Consider the following 22,223-nt stretch of genomic DNA (forward strand, 5'->3'; position numbering starts at 1 on the left):
CCGAGGAAAGAATATTATGAGAGCAATTATCGCCTCGCTACTTTGTGGGCTGTTGTTTGGCTTAGGCCTGCTAATTTCAGGTATGAGTAACCCTGCCCGTGTACTTAACTTTTTAGATTTAAGCGCCAATTGGGATGCCACGTTAGCCTTTGTAATGGGTGGTGCTATTTTAGTGGCTGCACCAGGTATGTATTGGGTGCGAAAGCGCAACAAGCCGATGTTTGCGAATAAGTTCGATATACCAACTAGCAAAACTATCGACGCTAAGTTGATATTAGGCTCTGCCGCTTTTGGCATTGGCTGGGGCATCAGCGGTTTTTGCCCAGGCCCCGCTGTGGTTGCCATAGCCTCACTACAATCAGATGTACTCTTGTTCGTAGGTGCGATGATTATTGGCATGTTGGCGCAACACTGGCTGGCGGCTAAAAAGTCATAAATGGCTAATTGGGCTCAGGTTTGAGCCCCAAAATACTAATCGTGCGTTATCCCAGAAGAAAAGAGCACCTACTACCGCTGCAATACATTCACAACCATGTTTTTGTACCATGCATAACACCATGTATCCAATTTTAAACGTGCCAGCAAAGCGCCAGGCACCAGATACAGCCAGTATAATTTTCGCGCCTGAGATCTCCCGTTCTTTCCGGAAAGAAAGCCACTCGACAAAATGGCTTTCGACATCTCGCGATAAGCCTGGTCTTCCTGTTTACTAACGTATCTATCTCTAAAGGCCCGAAGCTGATTCAGCACAAAACAATCATCGGCATAACCGAGTAGTGCGCAGCTTGCAGTGGTAATCACGCAGTCTGACTGAGTGCCCTCGCCATTTTCAATAGCTCTAACGTTCTTATCTGCAACCTGTTTTGCGTTAGAAATGAGGTTAGTAAATATATCAGTTAACGACACCGAAAAAACTTCAAGTAATTTTCCACTATTAAAATCGCGAACCGCATAAATTAATGTTTTAGTGGAACCAAAATGCACTAGCGAAAAGCCACTCTCTTTAAACGATGCATTACTATACAGGCTCGAGTCAGCTTGACTGACTGTGCTCCGATAACCAACTTCGTTGTCCTCATCATAAAAAAGCATTTCCGCGATATGAGCTGAACACTCGCTTTCTGTCCCTTCCCCAGCGCAATCGGTAATCGGCTTTTCATTGTTATCGACTAAACCAAACTCAAAGAAAGCACCTGTTATTTTTACCTGATTAAAGGTTTCAATTGATCTAGCATCTACAACTTTACTGTTATAATGCCAACTAAACTTAATCACGAACGGATCGTTTTTTTCACCATAAGACCTTAGCGTTGCCTTATCAAACAGCTCGACATATTTCTCGTTCGACTTTTTACTGGACTGCATCTCAACGCCGAGCTTTTCAAACGTGTTGCGCGATAACAACTTTTTAGGGATCTCTATGAATAGCTCAGCCCTGTCTTTGTCATGAACATAAAATGGCCTTTCTCCTTCGCTTTCTGGCACGTATTCAGTCGCAAAGGTAGTCACCTCCAAAATCGACTTAACACCATTGGGCGCCACCCATGCCTGTTGATTCGATTTATAGACAGTTACTGTTGACCTGGCTAACGCTGAAGGAACCGCTAAAGCTGATGCTGCTACTAGAAATTTACGTCTGTCCATGATTTGCCTTCCACTTCATTTTATTGGAATTAATGTACTGAAAGAGCAAGGCTATTAGAAGCAAAACTTGAACATAATTCGTACTGCACATCGGAAATGGACTGACAAGATAAAACTGAGAGGACTCTAGCCCCCTCAGTTTTTACCGTCACATAATAAGCGGCACAACCTTCTCTGCTATACACTTACCATTTATCATTTTTGCGTTTTTCAGTGTTGCTCTTTTGCCATATTTGTTGAGCTCAGCGCGAAACCCACGAATTGCACCTCTTTCTATTGCTGGAACAATATATATTCTGTTTCCGCACTCATGGTTCGGGTCCTTAACCGGCTTACCGTCTTCACCCAGTAACCTGAAGAGAACAAATTCCGGCATTAATTTAAGCACCGATACACGCATATCTCCAATGACATGATCGTCTGCCACAACAGCGTTATCTTGCTGCGCCTTTTGTTGTTCTGCCTTCTTTTTGGCAACCTCTTCAGCGCTTGCCAGCACTTTAAACCCGGTAAAAGTGCATTCCAGGCCACCAGCTCCGTAGTGTCGCAGTACACCACTGAGCTCAATGTTGGCTCCCGCGTACTTTTTGACAAAAGCGATGTATTCTTCAGCGGTGTAGTTCTCGTCTTTGTAATACATTCTGCACGAGCGATAGCTGCTATTGCCTAGAAAAAGCTCTAACGGGTACTGCGCCTTTAAGCCATAAGCCCTCGCCATATTTTCACGACTGCTGTTGTACATTAAAGGTATTTCAGCAATGCTCGTTTTACTGGCCAGTATTCCGCTAACCACCCCCACGTTTTCTGAGCGTTTAATGCTTGAGTTATTAGCCAGTGCAGATAGGGAAAAGAGTGCTAACAGCACCACGAAAATCGATTTTTTATTAAATATCATACCCAGCATCCTTGATGAAATTGTGTAATATTTATTCAAAGCCATGCTATCAGGCTTTTGTGTAAATACAATGATGACTATGAGATGCTTTGGGGTGTTTTGATGCAATCTCGCTAATTCACATCATTACCACTGACCGCATCCAGTACTAACACCCAGTCATTGCCTTCCTTTTCTTCACCAGGTGGATCAAAATGCACTATGCCATTATTGATAAACCTTTGCTGCGGTGAGTATTCGCCATTGCGGGGATTAAACCAACTGGCGCTTATTATCTCGCCCTGAACCTTACGGGTATCCACCGCAAAATTTCGACCAGTATAGGTATAGATAAAAGCGTAGTGTTTACCACGAGTAGCCACCAAATAGTCGTATTCAGTACCGTTATTACCGGCAATCAGTGACTGATCGGGAACGCGTTCGAAAAAAGGACGAGACAACATCAACTGCTTTAAGTGCTGCATTTGCCCGGCTCCGGGTTCATGTATGGCTTGATGCCAGTAATTACGCACACCGAATGAACCTTTACCACTATTTGGTTTGTGCATCTGCATAACGCCATTGTTGCCGAAGGTATGGCCAAAGGCACCTGCAAAAACCGACCAATAAGCATAACGGCGAGTTTCAGTTGCAGTCCAGTAACCTTCTTCAGGATTATGTAATCCCCGAGGAATACTTTCATAGGAAGGCTCACCATCAATCGTAGGTTTGACCGGCTGCAAGGCGTAGTCTTCGGCTACGTACCGCCAGTTGTCTTCGCCTTTCCAGCTTGCTGGATCATCAGTTCCTATCTGGTCATAACGCCTGTGCCCGGACTGGAACATATTGAAGTCAAGCCAATCGCGGTCATGGAACCAAGTGGACGATTGTGTGCGTCCTCTAGGATGGAAGGTAATTAGTTGTTTATCTGCATATTTATCCAGGGTAACCCCTATATTCTCCCAGACTTTAGGCACTTGATAGCCATAGATGTCACCACCGTTTAACCAGATGACATTACTTTTGTGTTGATAACGTTCTCCCAAAAAATCCGCGTATTTCGTCGCCCACTGGCCATCTTGCGGCTGCTTCTTGGCAATGGTTCCCCATGCTGGCACCATGGCCAGATATATGCCTTTTTCTGCTGCGAGGTCAATCACATAGTCGACATGATCCCAGTAGTCATACTGCAGCTCATTATCTGAGTTACTACCTTTAGTCACGTTCGGCTGTGTAAAGTCTTCGCTGATAAAAGCGTTGTCTCCGTAGTAATTAATCGAAGGCAAATCATGAACCACCATCACCTGGATCACGTTGAAACCTTTTTCTTTTCTATCTTGTAAGTACTTTTCGGTCTCTTCCCGACTTAATTTCTGGAACAATAACCATGCAGTATCACCTAGCCAGAAAAAGGGGTCGCCAGCATCCGTTTGTAAAAATCGTTGATTTTGAGAAACCTTCAACGCGGGCAACGTTAATACCTTATTGTTTGAGTCACTTTGATGTAGGCTTGTACAGCCGGAAATAATTAACAATGCTGAACAAATAAATGACAGCTTAATTTTGCGGTACATGTTTAATCCTTATTTGTATTCATGCTTTGTAAGCAGATCCATTTAGCTACATTTATTATACAGCAGGTGTAGATTTCCAATTCTAATTAGAAAATCTACTTTTCTTCCCCATTCAGACTGTGGCTCTAAGCCCGTTTTTTCTGAGCTATCAGGTGGGACTTTCGATAATCTCTCGGGGAACAACCACAGGAACGAACGAACGCATCGTTGAATCGGCTAATAGTCACAAACCCTGATTGAATGGCTATTTCCGCTATCTTCAAACTGGTGGTTGTCAATAGGCGCTGGGCGTGAGAAACCCTGTGTTGGGTTAGATAGTTAATTAATGTTGTACCATAGGTCTTCTGAAACAAACTCATGGCATAGTTAGGGTGTAAATCTGCAAATTCACTGATTTGTGCAGCGGTGAGTTTTTCAGTGTAATTTTGCGCAACATAGCAAGCCATTTGCTCCGCTTTATTGAGACCAGAATTTTTTACAGAAGTAAAACACTGGCTGTTGTCACTTGCAGGTAAGCTATAGGCTAAACGCGTTAAACGAGCCTGCATTTCCAAAAGAACAGGTTTCTCAACTTTTTCCGTCGGGGATTGCAAATCATTAACCCAATGTTCAAATAACTGCTTATCAATTTGCGCACGATTCGGTCTTTGTTCACTCAAAAATTGACCGCGCATTACTTTTTGGACAAAAGACTCAGGAAGTTCCCAGGATAAAAAGTTTTTTAGCGGGATTGTAGCAACGTAATAAACCGTATCGGGAGTAAAATCAATAATTTGGTGCGGGATGGCTGCCCAAAAAACACTTAACTTTCCCACTTCTACCGTCGTTTTTTTTCCTCCAAGCAGATAAGTAACATAACCTGACTTTAAAAAGTTTAACTCAACCTCACTATGGTGATCAGGGCGCGGCATGGGAGATGGCTTCCAATGCACACAGGTTAATCCATAAGGAGAGAAGTCCGGACGGTCTGGATCAAATGAAAGTGGATGCATCTTTTCAGCCATTTTTAACGCTAAATTCCTATATTGTTACGTCATCTAAAATAGCATAAGTACAATAGGCCAAACAGTAGGCCTGCAAACCAGCTATTTTCGATCACGAATACCTTAATAAGCCAAATAACCTATTGTCGCCGGGTTGCTTTTAAATCCGTGCAACTTTACTAGCTTTAGTACTTCCAATGTGAAAAAACGCCATACTCCAGCCATCAATAACCTTTGTATGATAATGCTTTATTTATTTTTCAGATGAATCACTGATGCTTAGAATTTCTTTTGTTACCACAAAGCCAATGAGGCTATGGCAAAGCACGCGGTTATTATTCATTGCCTTGCTTGTATATTCCGTTAACGCTTACGCGACTCAACCCGATAGCATTTGTACGTCACAATGCGGCAAAAACCGAATGCTGGTACTGACTGACATTGAAGCCGACCCGGATGATGCCCAAACATTGGTGCGCCTGCTGCTTTATTCAAATCAGATTGATCTGGAAGGCATTATTGCAACTACCTCAGTACATCAGAAAACCATGGTCGCGCCTGAATCTGTTCACCAGATAATTGATGCCTATGCCAAAGCTCGAACTAATCTCATGCAACACGAGTCCGGTTTCCCTGACGCTGATTCATTGCACGGGCTTGTAAAGGCAGCAAAGCCTCTCTATGGAATGCAAGCCGTAGGAGAAGATATGGATTCCGAAGGGTCAGATTGGATCATTAAAGTTCTGGAAAATGAAGATCCACGTCCACTTTGGATATCGGTCTGGGGAGGAGTGAATACCCTGGCGCAAAGCCTGTACAAACTAAAGCAGGAAAAGAGCCCTGAAGAACTAAATACGCTGGTGAAAAAACTGCGGGTATATACTATTTCAGATCAGGACGACTCAGCAGCCTGGATCCGTAAAACTTTCCCCGACTTATTTTATATTGTCAGCCCCGGCAGTTATAGCGCTTCAACCTGGACAGGCATCAGTTCAGTGGTCGAGGGAATTGACAACTCCACCATTAGCAACCAATGGCTTGCTGACAATATTCAGCAAGGGCATGGCCCATTGGGTCAAGCATACCCTGATGTTGCCTACGGTATGGAAGGCGATACACCGTCCTGGCTAAATCTAATCCCAAACGGCTTAAATGTGCCCGGGAAACCCCAGTGGGGAGGTTGGGGAGGCCGCTATGAACTGTATATACCAGACAAAAAAAATACCGCCCCCACAGGTTTTAACGGTGGCGTACCAATAGAACAGGAAACCCGCCCGATTTGGACAAATGCGATAGACACCTACGTCCCTCCCGAACGCGGCGAATACAACCGCTCTCTTAAACCAGGGAATAAGAGCTTTAAGGGATACCGTGAAACCCTATGGCGCTGGCGCGATGCAATTCAACATGATTTTGCCGCACGAATGGATTGGACTGTAAAACCTTATGCAGATGCCAACCATCCACCGATCGTCAATCTGAAGCACCCACAGCACTTTACCGTTGGCTCAGGGCAGTCTTTCCATCTTGATGCCCGAGGTTCAAGCGACCCTGATAATGATAGTCTGCAATTCTATTGGTTTAACTACCCTGAAGCAGGCACTCTTAAAAACCAGGTAGTAAAAGTACACAGTGCTGAAAACATGGCCCGAGTCCACGTTGTCGCTCCTAAAGTTGATAAAAAACAAATAATCCAGTTTATTTTACAACTCACCGACCGCGGCACGCCGGCACTCACCCGTTATCAACGAGTATTTGTCACCATTACACCGTAAACATCCTAAATGATTAGACCCTACTATTTTTGCAAGGCCGTTACCGGCACACGGGTAACGGCAATATCTTCTTTATTTACAGCGTAACTGACATAAACATAGTCTCGCCAGACAAAGCTCTTGGGATACGAATAACCGGCTCTTTTGTACTTACCCTGAAATTTTTGTTGCGGTAAGTCATCACCACCCGCTCTTAATAAAAAAGCGCGGTCAAAAATATATCCATCGTCACTCAAGGTAATGGTTAATGGGATACGCGTTTTGGTTCCACTGGGGTTGTTTACAATAAATGCGCTACCGTCGGGTAAATTACCCGCACTTTGCTTGGCTCGGGAATCAGGCATGTTGGTTTCAATGGGTATTGCCCATGTTTTACCGTAATCATGACTTTGCGATGCCAGGACTTTAAAACTGCTGTCTTGGTCGCGAAAGGTCATCACCAAACTATTGTCATTCCGGATAAACCAACTTGGCTCTAACTCGCGACTAACTTGTCCGGCGTGTGGTAAATTTTGCATTTTACCCGCTTGCCAGCCCATTATTCCTGATGGGTGATCTGTGTAGTAAGGTGTAGCAATTAACCCTGGTTGCGAATGCACTGTAGTGAGTATTCGACCATTGGGTAGCTGGCGTAAATCTTGTTCTATCACGCCCTCTACGAAGCCGCCATTCCGGTGCCTGACTCGCTGAGGTTGACTCCAGTTATTACCGTCATCACTGACTATGTATTCCACATATCCTTCTTTTGGTGTCAGTGATTCCGGCCAGACATTAATATATGCAATAAGTTTTTCTTCATGCTGCCACCAGCCGCCATTGGTCACAATCTCACCGTCTCTAGCGGCTACTAAAGTTTTAGGCGCTTGCCAGGTTATGCCATCATCACTGACACTATATAGAATCACGGTGTCACTCGCGTCTTCGTCTATCGCTGAACTTTGCCATTGCACATATAGTTTTTCTTTATAGGCAAACAGTACCGCTCCGTGATTGTACTTATTTATATCTTCAGCAGATTTAAATACTACCGTGGTTTTAAGCCCGGTTGGGTATGCCAATCCTAATGTGTCCGGTTGCGCTTTATCAAATAGGTTTTCTATCACGTGAAAGGGAGATGCCGGCGCTTCCTTAGCTCCCGCTTGCATCGTGCTGGCTACATTGAAAAAAAGAAGAATTGCCAAACCTGACTTCAACATTTTAATTACTTCACCTCAATAACTACGCGCCGGTAACGCGTCAAAGCGGGTTCACCTGAGTCTGTTACTTCAGCGATAATGTGTATTGTCATACCCGCTTTAGCGTCTTCTGGAACTTTAAGCCAGGCTTGAGCATTATTGGCTGATTCTATTTTTATAGCAGAAGGATAGGTATCGGCTTCCTGATATTGCCACCACGTAATAGTCAAGGCATCACCATCGATATCACTGCTGGGCTCCGCGTTCAATTTGACCACTTCACCGCTTCGCGCTTGTAAACTTGCCGCATGAGTAAGGGCAACACGAGGTGGATGATTCGCTTCCTCAAATGGCTTAACACTCCAGTCCGCTCTGGCGGCGAAGTCATTTTGTAATGCCTGCCCCCAGCGCCACAATGGCTTAAAATATTCGGTACGCTGCGCTTTGGTGCTTTTCGTGCCTTCACGCATACTCATGCGTCCCCAGGCAGACCCTGTATACCACCTTCCTTCCGGATATTCGTAACCCTTAACCGGCACCGGATCAAGCCAGGTGTTGTTACGTACCCTAACGTAACGCCCTCCCCAACCTCCCCAGTCGGGATGTTCCAAATTGCCTAGGCCAGTATTGATGGTGTGTAAAAACGCAGGGGAGTCCCCTTCTGAGCGAAAGTCTCCGGGAGTGAAATCATAGTCCCCCATCAGCCCATAACTGCCCGCTTTATGCGCCGGATACAAACTTGCCAGGGGGCCGTGATTTTGCAGAATGTGTTCTTTCATCCATGCCGCTTCAAATTGGGTCAACAAGGCTTCAGGAATAATCTGTTTCCACTGATAAGCCAATGCCCAAAACTGGTCTGAAATAATAGTTAGAATTTGATATTTACCCCAATGCGGCAGAATATAATCTTGGTAGGTGTTGTCTTGTTCCCAAATAAAGAAAAAACGAATTTTATTGGCAACGTAAGCCATATCGTCAGGATGTTGCTCTTCTATTGTCTTTAACGCTCTTGCGATTGTGTTAGTGCCTCCCCAGGCCTGCAACCAAACCGGACGGTTATCTGTTCTATCCAGCAACACCTTAACAATATGCTGTGAGCCTTCAGTGATTTCCGACATCTCTCCTTCAGCTTTGACATTACCCAGAAACGTTACAGACCGCAGATACTCAGCTGTTGGGAACCCTTTATCATGCTTAGTTAAATTTGGGTATACCTTGGCATAGGCCTCAAGATAGGGGTCAATCCAGTCGTCGCCTGCCCATTTATGCCCTTGCCAGTGATACTGAGAACTTGAGGTAATAATGCCTTCCACATCCCAATCGTTAGAATAGAGTAGAAACCTCACCATTGAGCACTCATCATCTACTTCACCATCACTGGTAACAATAACCCGTGGCTTTTCTATTTGCGCCGGAGCAGCAAAGCCCAGCGAAGCCATCAAGGCTATCATCGCGCCCAGAATCATCTTCACGTGTTTCATACACTCCTCCCAAACGACGCATTTGCGCACCGGCATATGGCACAGGGCCGTATTTTCATAGATTTCATTGCTTATGGAGCCAAACTATTTAAGTAGCTTTCTAACATGGTGTAGCCATTATCTGCCTTTAAATTTCTATCCGATGGATCATGTGGATTTAATTTAAAAGTGCGTTCCCACTGGTCTGGCATTCCATCTCGATCTGAATCAATTGGAGCTGGCAGACTATTCAGGACCGGCCAACCACCGACATCTTGTTGCGAATCAATAATCCCACTATTGAGCTGACTATCCGCAACGGGGTGTTTACTCTCAAACGCTTCACCTTCATAGGTGGCGTACCCCAAACGGACTTCATTAATAACGCGTTCGTCCACCTCATCTCGTTTTGGAATACTTGCGCCTGCGTGCTGTAAAACAGACGCATATGCTTGTTGTGCCGTTTGTTGATTAATATCCATTGAAGGCCAGGGCTCTTGAAGTCGCAGGCCATTCAGATACGAATTGCCGTCTTGTGGTTGTACCCCTCCGTTCCAGTTATCTTCCGTAACCTGTGCATTTCCCTCGACGACATTATCAGCGATAAACCACTTACCGTAATCCAGCGCCTTGTTACGAGACCAGGGATTGGCTATTTGATGTTGAACAACACCGGGAGTCGTGGCGGGGCCCGGCTTATAATAATTTGCAACCATATTGATGTTGGTGAACGAAAACCGGGGATCGTTTTGTTGCTGGACTTCACCACCATAGGTTCCTTTAAAACCCCAGTTATAAATAACATTATTTCGAAAATCTGTATTACCTGAGCCAGAGGCAAAGCGTGGATTACGACTGGAATGGTGAGCAAGCAGATTATGGTGATAACTACTGTAGTTTGACCCCCATATGCCACCGTAGCCATGATCTCCGCCCTTTTTATGGTTTGACATAAACAGACTTTCAGAAATAATCGACCACTGCACAGTGACATTTTCACAATGGTATATGCTGACAGTTTCATCAACACTCCAACTGGCAGACACATGGTCGAGAATGAGATTTTTGGTATAACGACTGGAAATAGCATCGGTATCATCACCGGATTCATCTCCAAGCCGAACACGTATATAACGCACAATCACTTCATCGGCCGCAATTTGCAGCGGATAGCCACGCAGCGTGATGCCGTCACCCGGTGCAGTTTGCCCGGCAATAGTAATAAAGGGATGTTTTATCACTAAATTACTTTTTAACTGGATGGTACCCGAGATACTAAAAACGATGGTTCTTTCACCCTGAGCCTCTATTGCCGCTCTCAGACTTCCTTTTCCGGAATCATTCAAATTGTCGACATACAGAGTTTTCCCCCCTCGCCCCCCGACGGTGTACTTCCCGTAGCCTTCAGCTGACGGAAACGCCAGTATCGGGGCCGGTGACTGATTGATGGTACTGGAGACGTTATCTGCGCTGGTTTTCAAGCCGGAATTACTACAAGACATTAACAAAAAAGAAACAATGGAAATAATTACGTTGTGACGCTGCATATCGTTGCCCTTAGTATTTAACTCTCCGGCAATTACGGTGGCGCACCCTAATTGCGAATATGTATCGCTTAGTAAAAGTGAAATGAAACTACTTTTTTATAAAAAATGGCTTACACAAATAATTACTAAATAATAAATTTTTAGTCTTTTTTTATATTTCTACCTTTTTAATAATTTTATGGCAATAGGTTCTGTTTAAAATTTTAATTTTAGGAGAGGCCTATAATTTCTACCTACCCTGACTCTACCCATTCTACAGCGGCCGATATGTCCACCTGAATTACGTCATTGTCGGTCTTGAAGACTTACCAGACTGTCGATATCCGAACCACCTTTCCGTAATTTTTTTGTTAAATAATTATTAATATGTATTGACAAGATTGACGACTCACAGATATGTTAATGCCACCGGTGGCATTGCGCAACTAAGCCTTAGCCTGGTATGTAATGCCAACCGGGTTTAGATCTTCTTTCTCTTTTGAACAAGTAAGAAATTACAATGAAAATAGAACACTTTGCCTTTAACGTATCCGACCCCATTGCCATCGCAGCATGGTACTGTGAGCATCTTAACTTTAGTGTAAAACACAAGTTTACCAAGGCTCCTCACACACACTTTCTGGCCGATGAAACAGGCCAGGTGATGATTGAGATTTACAATAATCCCAGCGATCAGGTGCCCGATTACCACGCTATGGATCCACTTATCGTCCACCTGGCCTTTGTATCGGCAGATCCAGTTACCGATTCCGACAGACTGGTTGCTGCAGGAGCAAAGCTTGTAGATGTTGTTAAGCTACCTGATGGCTCACATCTAAGAATGCTTAAAGACCCTTGGGGCTTTTCCATTCAACTGTGTAAACGCGGCACACCAATGATTTAAACCCTGTTAATGCATTAATAACTGATCAACTTTAAATTCTGTAAATTGACGGTGCCCATCGTGAAAATAAAAGTAATCCTTACCAGGCTGCAAATCCTCTGCTTCTCATTTTTTTGTACTTTTGTAGCTACTGCTAGCCAGCCTGAAACGACAACACTCGCTGCGTTGAGGGCAATGAAGCAAGCCACTGGCTTTATGACTAATACCGTCAGTTACCAAGGTGGCTATGTTTGGTCCTATTTGCCGGATTTTTCACGACGGTGGGGCGAAATGGAAGCAAAGCCAACCATGGTCTGGGTTCAGCCGCCTGGCACTGCAACTATGGGGCATCTGTACCTTGACGCTTATCATGTTACTCAAGATGAATTTTATTATCGGGCAGCGCAACAAGTCGCTTCAGCGTTAATAAAAGGTCAGCACCCCAGTGGTGGTTGGAATTACATGTTTGATCTGGCGGGCGAAGCATCTTTAAAACAATGGTATGAAACTATTGGTAGAAATGGCTGGCGACTGGAAGAGTTTCATCATTATTACGGCAATGCCACCTTTGATGATGCAGGTACTTTTGATGCTTCGCTGTTTTTACTACGGCTTTACCTTAAAAAGCAGGATCCCGTTTATAAAGCCCCCTTGTATAAAGCAATACATTTTGTGCTGGAAAGCCAATACGAGAATGGTGGCTGGCCACAACGGTATCCCCATTCCGAAGCTTTTTCAAACAAAGGGCTCCCCGAATACGCTCACGATATAACTTTTAATGACGATGTGGCTAAAAATAATATTCGCTTCCTGCTATTGAGTCTTAAAGAGCTAAACGACCCCTTACTGCAAAGCAAAATTACTTCTGCAATTCGCAGAGCGATGGATGCGTTTATTCATTTGAAGTTGCCCGCACCACAACCTGGTTGGGCTCTTCAGTATTCATTGGATCAAAAACCGGCTTCCGCCAGAAGCTACGAACCCCCATCCGTATCAGTGAACACAACCTTCAATAACCTTCATTTGCTGCTGGAGTTTTACCAACTCACAGGAGACAAAAAGTATTTGAAGGGCATACCTGAATCATTAGATTGGCTGGACTCCTTAGCTCTGCCAGCGCATTTGGTTAAAGATGGCCGAACTCACCCCCGGATGGTTGAATTAGAAACAGGAAAAACTCTGTATTTGCATCGACGAGGTTCCAACGTCACAAATGGGCAGTATTACATCGACTATAACCCTGAATATCAGGTTATTCATTATCCTTCTATTGGCAGAATAAACGTAACCGCACTGCGCGAGAAATATTCAAAAGTTTTAGCGACCGACATAAGTAACCTACAGCTAAAATCAGGACTTGTTTGGGAATACCTACCTGAGTTGCCGGACTTATATGTAATTGAAAACCGTCGCTATGCGTCAACGTCCGCAGATCAACAAGCCGTTCTTGCAACCATCAATTCTCTTAATGACCAGGGATACTGGCCAGACAAACTGTCACGTATGACCAATCCGTACATTGGTGACGGACCAGCAAGCATCACGCCGGGAGATTACAGAACTTCCTGGGTAGGCGATAAATACGACACTTCACCGTACCTGAACACACAAAATGTCGAAGGTATAACTCTTTTGTCGTTCCTGAAGAATATGACGCTGCTACTGCGTTATTTGGAGGCACATCAGGATGACTAAAATGAAGACTGTTGTTCTATTGCTGCTTTTGAGTGTTTCGGGCTGCGAACAAACGAAACCTACAGGCGCACAATGGCAGTTGGACAATTTGTCCCAAATTGGGGGCTTTGGAGTAGCAACTGAAGGTGAACCACGAATTGTAGAGGAAAATGAAAACAGGGTTATTCTGTTTGATGGCACAAAAGATCGAATCCACCTCGCCGGAAATATTATACATGGAATGCAGTCTTTTACTTTGGAACTGACTGTAAAGCCCCTGACTCCGACAATTGTTGGTAGGGAACCTCGAATTCTGCATATTGAAGACCCTTCTGATCCTGATCACCGTTTAACACTAGAAATGCGTTTTAACGACAAAAACGAATGGTATTTGGATGCATTTTTAAAGGATGGTGAATCTGCTCTTGTGTTAATTGACCCGGCTTACACCTACCCAATTAACGAATGGGCAAATATTGCTATGACATACAGTAACGGGCAACTCAGTTCATATGTGAATGGCAAAAAACTTCTAACGGCGCCCATTAACTTTTCGCCGTTGCCGGCATCAGCCAATACCTCCATTGGCGCCAGAATGAACCAGGTGCATTACTTTCATGGCATGGTCAGAGCCTTAAGAGCGACTGACAACGTGCTGCCCTCACATAAAATGATAGCCATAAATAAATAACGCAGCCCACGGTATCCGGTGCTTGCACCATGAATAATTTTGATTACACAGAGTCCATAATGAAATTTCACACATTAATACTTTTGCTCTTAGCTAATTCTGCTTCTGCTGAAGAGAAGGCACCTTGGATTAAACACGGTAAGCTCGAAACTACAGAAAATAGCCATGTCATTCAGCATCAGGACGGCACTCCTTTCCTTTGGGTTGGCGACACTGGGTGGGCCATGTTCCAACAACTTACTCGCGAAGAGGTTGATACGTATCTAGATCATCGTCAAAAGCTCGGCTTCAATGTGATTCAGGCCGTTGCGCATTGGTCTCCCCATGGTGGCGGTATGCAGAGAAGCCCTGATAACGCGCCAAATGCGTATGGTCATCGTCCGTTCAGAGGAACAGAGAGCGACCCGGACACGGCTGAACCGTTAACTGTAAAAGGAGGTAGTTCTGTCGCGCCCAATGACTACTGGGACCACGCTGATTATGTTATCAACGCGGTTAAACAACGCGATATGTATTTGGCGGTTCTTCCAACATGGGGGAGCCAACTCATTACCGGTACTAATCAGTATACCGAAGCAGAAGCCAGAGCTTACGGTGCCTTTTTAGGCCAGCGTTATAAAGATGAGCCTCATTTAATCTGGGTTTTGGGCGGTGATACCAAAGCGCATTTCGAAGCATACAACAAACATCAAAAATTTGAGTCTTATGATTATCGTCACATATATCGCGCCATGGCAGAAGGCCTAGCACTGGGAGTAACAGGCAAAAAGGTTGCGTGGAATAAAGCCAGTTCAACCTGGGACGAACTTTTTATCACCTATCACCCAAATGGAGATTATCCCTACAGCTCTTCACAATGGTTTCACAATGATAAATGGCTTGATGCCAATGGCGTTGAAGTATGGAAAGAGGTGAATGATGTTTACCGGGCAATGGTTGATGACTATCAGCTAACCAACCCGGTTAAACCAACACTATTTCTTGAAGGCTCGTACGAATACGGTACTTATCGCCATGAATGCGGATGGGTAACGCCTGTCATCGTTCGTCGTCAGTTTTACCACACGTTTTTCGCTGGTAGCGCCGGACATACCTATGGCGCAGCGCCTATCTGGGCAATGCGCAGTAATGGCGGCGACTACAATTGTGGTTACACATGGCAGCAAGCGCTTGATTTTCCGGGAGCTAAGCAGATCGCGGACATTGGCAGAACGTTTCTGGAGCAGCATGAATGGCATGATTGGATCCCTAATGGTGAGGTTATTGGCGCTACAGGACAAAACGAAACCTTAAAAACAGCCGTAACCAATGCCGCTGGCAATATGGCCATTATCTACTTTTCCAACAATTCTCATACGCAGGTAACCAATGTATTAGGCAGAAAGGCGAAAGCGTATTGGTTCTCTCCCAGAGACGATATCACCGAAGGCGTTGAACAATTTAGTATTGACGAATCGAGAACTATGGCCCCCCCTGTAAAATGGGAAGATGCCATTCTCGTACTCAAGGCAATTGAGTAACAGAGGGCTGGATCAACCTGGGGACATTATTTAACGGGGTATGTCATGACCCCGTTTTCATGAACAGTCAAAACTCAGAGGCTGATATAGGCCAGTGCCGTTTCAAACGCTGATTTCTGGAACCCTTTTAAACCGGTTTCGCTAAACTCTATATATGTACGGTTATTTTTTAACGCCGCTTTGATCTCGGTGGGCGGCATCACAATCACCTTCACATCGCTTAACAATTCCAGCGCCGCTTCTAATTTAAAACCAATGGCCCCACCAGCAAACTTGCCCTTCATTGGGCGCTGGCGAATAACGATGGTTTCGATTTTATAGTCCTGCACCAGCTGCGCGAAGGATTTCTGAAAGTATTTTAGCTCATGGGCGGTAGCGGCTTTTTGCAAGCTCAATTTGCGGGTACGGCAATCAGGAAGTAAAAACAAATCGTTTTCCAAACTCAGTAAGGCAATGTTTGCATCATTTCCCGCCAGTTCTACACCACATACACGCATTGCTAAGCTCCCCTTTAAATGTCTGCCCGGAGTATATCGGATTTAGCGACGGTGCGGGGTGGTTTTTCTGATGAAGGGTACGTTTATTTTGAGCTGGTGTGAAAGGATATCGATAGCCACGCTCATGTCGGTGAGAATTAACTGTAGAGATATATGGCGGACAACATGTCCGCCATAAATGAGAATTGATTAAGCTAATAGTTTCGGGCTTACGAGGATACAGTCAGTTTGATAAGACCTTCGTATTTACCTGGCTTGACTGGCATGACTTGTCCATCAACGGTCATCGATAACTTGCCATTTTTAGCCTTTATTTCAGCACCTTCTGATATTGTCAGAGAGGAAACAACACTCTCCCCTGTTACCAGCCAAACTCCCGTGTCTTCAAGCACAACTTCGATATCGTTGACACCATTGAAGAAAGGCTTGTTTTTAACATGGCCGAGATAGTAGTACTCTGCATCAGTAAAATGCGTATTCTGGTTACCGTTTTCATCCACATGGATAGCGCTGGTACTACTAATAGCACCAATAATCACAGATTTTTCTCCCATAGTAACGGTAAGTTTATCGCCGGGTTGCTTACCAAAATATCCTGTCGCATTGTAGATGTTGCCTTCAAGCTTAATTCCTTCAGCTTTCAAGGTTACATTAGCGCGCTTTTCATCCGTTACTTCGTTCAGAGTATAGTCGATCCCCGGGTAACCAGCTTTTTCTGTAAACGTCTTATTGAAGTGCAGGGCAACCTGAGAATCAGGGTTGATACCCACCAGCATATCGTCATTGTCCATCATTTGAAGTAATACCCCGTTACCCGGAGTGAGTTCTGACCGATCTTTTACCGTTATATCAACGTTACCGTCTTTGAGTAGGAACGTACTTTTGCCGGTCTTCACTTCAGTGCCTTCGGCTATCACCAATTTGCCATCGCCATGAGACATCCAGCCAAAATTGTCTGAATAGATGTAAGACTTTTTACCTTTCCCGGTGATCTTTGAAAACGCGGGCGTATCATCAATCTGAATATCAAATACCTGTTGTTCGTTGCCGAAAAAATCAATGAATGTTTCACCTGTTGGAATTTGTAAACGGGGATAGATATTTAATGGTTCGTCAAACGTCGAGTCACCGTAATAAGCCTCACCTTCCCGCACAATTCCACCGTAGGTACCGGCGTGAATGGTTACACCGTAATAGAAGTGTTCAGATCCCAGAATATAACTGCCATAACCGCTGCCGTAACGGGTACTAAAGAGGTCTTTTTCACCATTTAATGTCAATGAGGAATCTACAATAGTCATTAACATAGCTGCGCCCATATCAGTAGACAACACCCCCCAGTTTGCGGCTTCGGCTTCACTACGCACCATGGTAAAAGTCGTACGGTTTCCCATCATGTTAGTGCCACGTGCGCTACCTTTGATACCCAACACCCAGGGCGGAGCAAGCATCGCAGAGAAGTCAGCCGAGTTAGGGTACCCTTCATAAAGCTCCCCACCATCTACTTTGAAAGTTGAGTCTGTTATCAATAAATCTGCATCTTCATATGCATACAGGGCCAGACGTGCCACACCCGACACATCAATGTTGCTGTTTGATATAGCCAACCGCGCGCCGTTATAAGCTGCAAATGCTGCACCATAGCCGGAAAAATCGCTGTTATCACTGCCATCGGCATCAGAGCGAAAATCAACTTTCGCACCGTCAACACGATAACTGACGTTGCCATCGACCATCACACCATTGAAATTTCCGCTATCAGATACCAATGTGATATCTTTCGCCTCCGACGCAGAATATTCGCCGCCCTGAATGGCTTGAATGACTGAACGTTTGTCATCAATCCCTTTCTCGGTAACTAGCAAAGCTGTGCGAAAATTGTCGACTCCCCGGTCATTTTTACCAGTCGGGCTTTGGTAGAACTTATCGGTAATGACCAGTTCCACATTATTATATTTACCCGGCAACATAGCGGTTTCCTTGCCATCAACCAACATCGTAACGGATTTGCCAGGTCGCTGAATGGCCGCGCCTTTTTCCAGAATGAGTGTGTTAACGCGAGTATCCTGGAAAATCTTCCACGGTTCGCCAGCCTTCACGTGCTGCTCATTTACTGAAACATCGAAAGCGTGTGTCGCTCCCGCGAAAGCAATAAGGGTCGCTAAACAGGTTTTTCTAAAAACTGAAGGTAGAGTCATACATATTTCCTGATAAATTAAATAGTTTCGATTATGAGATTGCCGCCAGAGGGCTGATTGATTTTCCCGGGCTTCAGATGAGATGAACGAATAGTTACCGTTACTCCCGGGTTGGTTTGTATTTGCTTGAGGCCCATTGCATTGTCCAGCTCAATAACGCTGTTACCTGTTGCATGCCAGGAGCTCGTTTCATCAATGCTCAATGTCACATTGGATAACGCACCATTTAGTACCGATCGTTTATTCAATGACACTACGAGTCCTCTTTCGCTATCCTGATTGACGACATCACCCGATAGCTTGCTGTTTTCAATCGACAGAGCTGTTCCGGGTACGCGGGCTCCGTTTACCTGAGTGCGGAATTTGTCCTCATTGACTTCAGCCAACAAAAGCACACCAGATTCAGACACAATAGAGGTGTTTTTTAAGGTGATGACTGCGTTCGCGCTTTTCACCCAAAATGCAGCATCTTCTGCATTGTGTTTCCCGCCATCAACAACTAACCGCCCTTTTTCCTGCGGATTGCCCATGACAGAGTGAATCATGACTACGTTGCGACCCGAGCTGGATTCGCTATTAAAAAAGGCCATTTCAGCCTCTCCCGCAATCACGCCAGTGTACGTTGCCACATCAAATACAGTGCGGTTTGCCACCACTTTTGCACCAAAATCCGCATAGGCGCCATATCCGCTATTATTAACAGTGACCTGACTGTCGTTCACTTCAAGGTAAGCTTCTCCGCCAGCGGCATCCGTAGACAATGCCCCCCACCCATCAGCAATGAATTCACAGTTATAGAAATAGCTCCGTGCATTACTCATGGTAAGCAGTGTTCTGGCGGTACCGGTAATACCCAGCGGGGCCGGAGGCTCTTTCATACCGGGACCAATGACCGGCACGTAATCTTCAGGTAGCTGGCCGCCATGAGAAACGAACTTACTATTGAACCCTTTAAGCGTTGCACGCTCCGCCGCCACCAGTGCACTGGATACCACACCCGACGTTATAATTTCACTGTCATATACATAAGCCACGCCACCGGTAACAAGTAAGCCCGCCCCTTTGCCCAGAAAGTCGTTGCTGCCGTCTCCACTCAGGTTGACAAATGTATCGCTGATTTTGACTAGTGCGCCCGGCTCTTCAATGATGATGGCATTGAAGTCATCTTCATGTGATTTTAGCGTTAGTCCATTGATTGCAGATTTGCCTACTACACCGCTATTTGCTATCTCTGCAGTTTCGCTTTTTTGAACCGCTTCACCTGCGATTGTTATATAACTTTTATACTGGGTGTCTTGAATACGCGGCATGGCCGGTGGAGGGCCAGGAGGCCCGTTTGGCACCTGTTGCGCCAGGGCACTACCTATCATCACGACGCCTGCCAGCAGCGCGAAAGCGCTACAGGCAGATTGCTTGAGCTTATTACTAGTTAAAGTATTCATCTTCATTCCTGAAAAATTAAAAACGATAGTTTAGTGACACACCAGCAGTTCTTGGCGCTCCGCCGACTACATACCCTGTGAAGAAACCAGTCTTGATAGCTTCATCAGTAAAGTTTTTCACGTAACCTGAAACACTTAATTTATCTTGTGCATCATGCCAGGTTACGGTTATATCTCCGGTGAAGTAATCACCTTGCAAGGCAATATCCTGATTGCTTGGAGCAACGTATTGCTCAGTGACGTACCTCACTTCAATTCTGGGGATCAACAGCCAGCCACCGTTACCTTCATAGATGTATTCGTAACCTGCTTTGATAGTCAGATCCGGTGAATGTGGTAGCCGTTCCCCATTAAAGTTAATTGCATTGGCCCCCAATCCGTCACATTCCGCGTCTGCCGCGCCGGTGTACCCGCTTGGATTAAGACAAAGGTCTGACTCAATTTCAGAGTTTAAGTAAGCGAGAGAAACGTTGATTCGGTGGGCGTCAGAAGGAATTGCCAACATTTCCAGTTCAGCTCCCCAGTTTACTGCGTCAGCATTGTAGAAACTTAAATTAGGTCCCGTGGCTGTGATAAAGAAATCAACGATTTGGAAATCGGAATAATCGTAGTAGAACGAACTGGCATTAAGCTGTAACGCACCATCCCATAGTCTGGACTTGATTCCTGCCTCATAGGATAAAAGCTCCTCGGGAATGATGGTATTACCGTCAAACGGATTCACGCCACCGGGACGGAAACCGGTTGCAGCTTGCAAATAGACAAGTGCATTATCGGAAAGATCATGCTCAAGTCCCAGCTTCCAGTCGAAGAAAGTATCATCCCTGGTGCCGGCATAACCGAATATTGGCGGTGGAGCAGTCCCTTCCGCTACCCGTTCATCCCAGGTGTAACGGGCACCCGCCGTTAACCGCCAGTCTTCGGCGACAGGGAAGGTTACCTGACCAAACAATGCATCGGAATCACCACTGGTAAAACTGGAATCTTCAATACCACTGGTTGTACCGTCTGCATATAATTCCTCGGCGACTAAGCTCTGCTCATAATCGTAATGGAAAAAACCCACAATCCATTCAACGTCTTCGCCCGGAAGACTGCCATAGCGTACCTCCAGAGCATTTTGTTCTACATTTTTAGGATCGTAACCGGCAGTCCCCCTTCCGGCAAAAATTGCCTCATTCGTCCCGTCACCGGTCTGATAAGAAGGTAAAATGGTAAGTTGTCCAGGCCCGACATTCCATTGTAATTTCGCATAGTACTTATCCGACGTATAATCCTGACCGGCACCAATCCCGGAATCGTCGGTGGTGTAATAGTCGCCGCTCTCCCAATAAGCACTTTCGGTTGCACCCGCTCCCATGCCATCCAGATGGATTCTGTCGTAACCCAACAGTAAGCTGAAATCGTCACTGGGCTGATATAGCGCCTTGATTCGCTGACCATCACCTTCTAAATCGTTATGCCCGTTTGATAAAAAGCCATCTCGTTTTACGATAGTACCCGCCACACGCACCGCAAAATCTTCAGACACCGGTATATTGACGGCCCCCTCTCCCCGGCGAAAATTGTAGTCGCCGGCGCTTACTCCAACATGACCACCAAACTCCCCTAATATCGGAGAGTGTGATATAAAGTTAATCACCCCGGCTGTAGCGTTTCTTCCATAAAGTGTCCCCTGGGGGCCGCGCATGACTTCGACACGTTCTAAATCATAAAACCCTAGCTGACCAGCTTCCGCACGAATGGAGTACACCTCATCGTAATTGGTAGATACCGAACTTTCGCCAACACCCGGGGGTAGATCGGAGCCCAGGCCACGAATAGCAAACACTTTGCCTCTGGCTGCTCCCTGCACTTCGACCCCTGCTACATTGGCAAGCACGTCGTCTGCTGACACGCGGGCGGCCTGAGCCAAACGCTCGCCATCCACTACAGAAATAGCAGCAGGGACTTTCTGCAGAGGTTTGTTAGTTTTCGAAGATGTGACCATAATTATTTCGAGGTCTTCTTTTTGTTCTGCAGATTCTTGCGCTGTGGCGGTTGCACAAGTTGCAGATAAAACCGAAATAGCTACAGCACTCAGAAAGAAGCGATATTGCTGTTTTTTCATCTCAGACGTTCCTTTATTTATTCGAAGATCACTGACGCAGAATGATTAAAATTAAACCACTGCACATATGTATTTTTTTATTTAATTATTTGTTAACAACCGCGCTTTTATTTTGCTAAATTGAAACGAAATTTAGAATTCGAATTAACAAATAGAGAAATTTTGCGGAACGAATACAGGAGACTGAGAAAATAGAA

The 22,223-nt window shown here is 45.2% G+C and carries 17 protein-coding genes; 6 read left to right on the forward strand and 11 right to left on the reverse strand.

Annotated features, from left to right (window positions below; genetic code table 11):
- The first annotated feature begins 16 nt into the window (after positions 1 to 16).
- Positions 17 to 436, forward strand: a complete 420-nt coding sequence (locus ACXACM_RS02545) for a DUF6691 family protein (RefSeq protein ID WP_474819582.1) — start codon at positions 17 to 19, stop codon at positions 434 to 436.
- A 71-nt stretch (positions 437 to 507) separates the two neighbouring features.
- On the opposite strand, the gene ACXACM_RS02550 is transcribed toward ACXACM_RS02545, so the two are convergent.
- The 4 genes from ACXACM_RS02550 to ACXACM_RS02565 all read right to left on the reverse strand — a co-directional run bounded on the left by ACXACM_RS02550 (position 508) and on the right by ACXACM_RS02565 (position 5,096).
- Entirely contained in the window at positions 508 to 1,644 is a 1,137-nt protein-coding gene (locus ACXACM_RS02550; protein ID WP_474819583.1) for a hypothetical protein, read from the reverse strand.
- Positions 1,645 to 1,792: 148 nt separating this feature from the next.
- Positions 1,793 to 2,539: a hypothetical protein gene (locus tag ACXACM_RS02555; RefSeq protein ID WP_474819584.1), complete on the reverse strand. Its 747-nt coding sequence runs from the start codon at positions 2,537 to 2,539 to the stop codon at positions 1,793 to 1,795.
- A gap of 113 nt (positions 2,540 to 2,652) precedes the next feature.
- Positions 2,653 to 4,092, reverse strand: coding sequence for a glycoside hydrolase family 140 protein (locus ACXACM_RS02560; RefSeq protein WP_474819586.1), 1,440 nt, complete (start codon positions 4,090 to 4,092; stop codon positions 2,653 to 2,655).
- 125 nt (positions 4,093 to 4,217) lie between these two features.
- Entirely contained in the window at positions 4,218 to 5,096 is an 879-nt protein-coding gene (locus tag ACXACM_RS02565; RefSeq protein WP_474819587.1) for a helix-turn-helix domain-containing protein, read from the reverse strand.
- Between the two features lie 254 nt (positions 5,097 to 5,350).
- Here ACXACM_RS02565 and ACXACM_RS02570 point away from each other — a divergent pair, with 254 nt between their 5' ends.
- Positions 5,351 to 6,850: a DUF1593 domain-containing protein gene (locus tag ACXACM_RS02570; protein WP_474819589.1), complete on the forward strand. Its 1,500-nt coding sequence runs from the start codon at positions 5,351 to 5,353 to the stop codon at positions 6,848 to 6,850.
- Positions 6,851 to 6,873: 23 nt separating this feature from the next.
- Here the strand turns inward: ACXACM_RS02570 and ACXACM_RS02575 are convergent, their stop codons facing one another.
- From ACXACM_RS02575 to ACXACM_RS02585, 3 genes are all read right to left on the reverse strand, one after another.
- Positions 6,874 to 8,046 carry a sialidase family protein gene (locus ACXACM_RS02575; RefSeq protein WP_474819591.1) on the reverse strand — a complete coding sequence of 391 codons (1,173 nt, stop codon included), beginning with the start codon at positions 8,044 to 8,046 and terminating at the stop codon, positions 6,874 to 6,876.
- Between the two features lie 5 nt (positions 8,047 to 8,051).
- Positions 8,052 to 9,506 carry a DUF1593 domain-containing protein gene (locus tag ACXACM_RS02580; protein WP_474819593.1) on the reverse strand — a complete coding sequence of 485 codons (1,455 nt, stop codon included), beginning with the start codon at positions 9,504 to 9,506 and terminating at the stop codon, positions 8,052 to 8,054.
- Positions 9,507 to 9,577: 71 nt separating this feature from the next.
- Positions 9,578 to 11,032: a pectate lyase family protein gene (locus ACXACM_RS02585; RefSeq protein ID WP_474819594.1), complete on the reverse strand. Its 1,455-nt coding sequence runs from the start codon at positions 11,030 to 11,032 to the stop codon at positions 9,578 to 9,580.
- Between the two features lie 499 nt (positions 11,033 to 11,531).
- Between ACXACM_RS02585 and ACXACM_RS02590 the strand changes: the two genes are divergently transcribed.
- From ACXACM_RS02590 to ACXACM_RS02605, 4 genes are read left to right on the forward strand one after another with little or no spacing between them, the layout of a single operon-like run.
- Complete coding sequence (locus ACXACM_RS02590) at positions 11,532 to 11,915, forward strand: VOC family protein (protein WP_474819595.1); 384 nt, start codon at positions 11,532 to 11,534, stop codon at positions 11,913 to 11,915.
- A 60-nt stretch (positions 11,916 to 11,975) separates the two neighbouring features.
- The gene (locus ACXACM_RS02595) at positions 11,976 to 13,589 is read left to right on the forward strand and encodes a pectate lyase (RefSeq protein ID WP_474819597.1); all 1,614 of its coding nucleotides are present in this window, start codon (positions 11,976 to 11,978) and stop codon (positions 13,587 to 13,589) included.
- A gap of 1 nt (position 13,590) precedes the next feature.
- Positions 13,591 to 14,259 (forward strand): LamG domain-containing protein, encoded by a 669-nt coding sequence (locus ACXACM_RS02600; protein WP_474819598.1) that lies wholly within the window; start codon positions 13,591 to 13,593, stop codon positions 14,257 to 14,259.
- A gap of 59 nt (positions 14,260 to 14,318) precedes the next feature.
- On the forward strand, positions 14,319 to 15,779 hold the full coding sequence (locus ACXACM_RS02605; RefSeq protein WP_474819600.1) for a glycoside hydrolase family 140 protein: 1,461 nt from the start codon (positions 14,319 to 14,321) through the stop codon (positions 15,777 to 15,779).
- 74 nt (positions 15,780 to 15,853) lie between these two features.
- Here ACXACM_RS02605 and ACXACM_RS02610 read toward each other — a convergent pair whose 3' ends face one another.
- From ACXACM_RS02610 to ACXACM_RS02625, 4 genes are all read right to left on the reverse strand, one after another.
- Positions 15,854 to 16,276, reverse strand: a complete 423-nt coding sequence (locus ACXACM_RS02610; protein ID WP_474819602.1) for a DUF3010 family protein — start codon at positions 16,274 to 16,276, stop codon at positions 15,854 to 15,856.
- A gap of 209 nt (positions 16,277 to 16,485) precedes the next feature.
- The gene (locus ACXACM_RS02615) at positions 16,486 to 18,474 is read right to left on the reverse strand and encodes a hypothetical protein (RefSeq protein ID WP_474819603.1); all 1,989 of its coding nucleotides are present in this window, start codon (positions 18,472 to 18,474) and stop codon (positions 16,486 to 16,488) included.
- 17 nt (positions 18,475 to 18,491) lie between these two features.
- Complete coding sequence (locus ACXACM_RS02620; protein WP_474819604.1) at positions 18,492 to 19,916, reverse strand: hypothetical protein; 1,425 nt, start codon at positions 19,914 to 19,916, stop codon at positions 18,492 to 18,494.
- A gap of 16 nt (positions 19,917 to 19,932) precedes the next feature.
- Positions 19,933 to 22,026, reverse strand: a complete 2,094-nt coding sequence (locus tag ACXACM_RS02625) for a TonB-dependent receptor (protein WP_474819605.1) — start codon at positions 22,024 to 22,026, stop codon at positions 19,933 to 19,935.
- Between the last annotated feature and the right edge of the window lie 197 nt (positions 22,027 to 22,223).

Source organism: Alteromonas sp. AWQ4_252 (assembly GCF_056158205.1).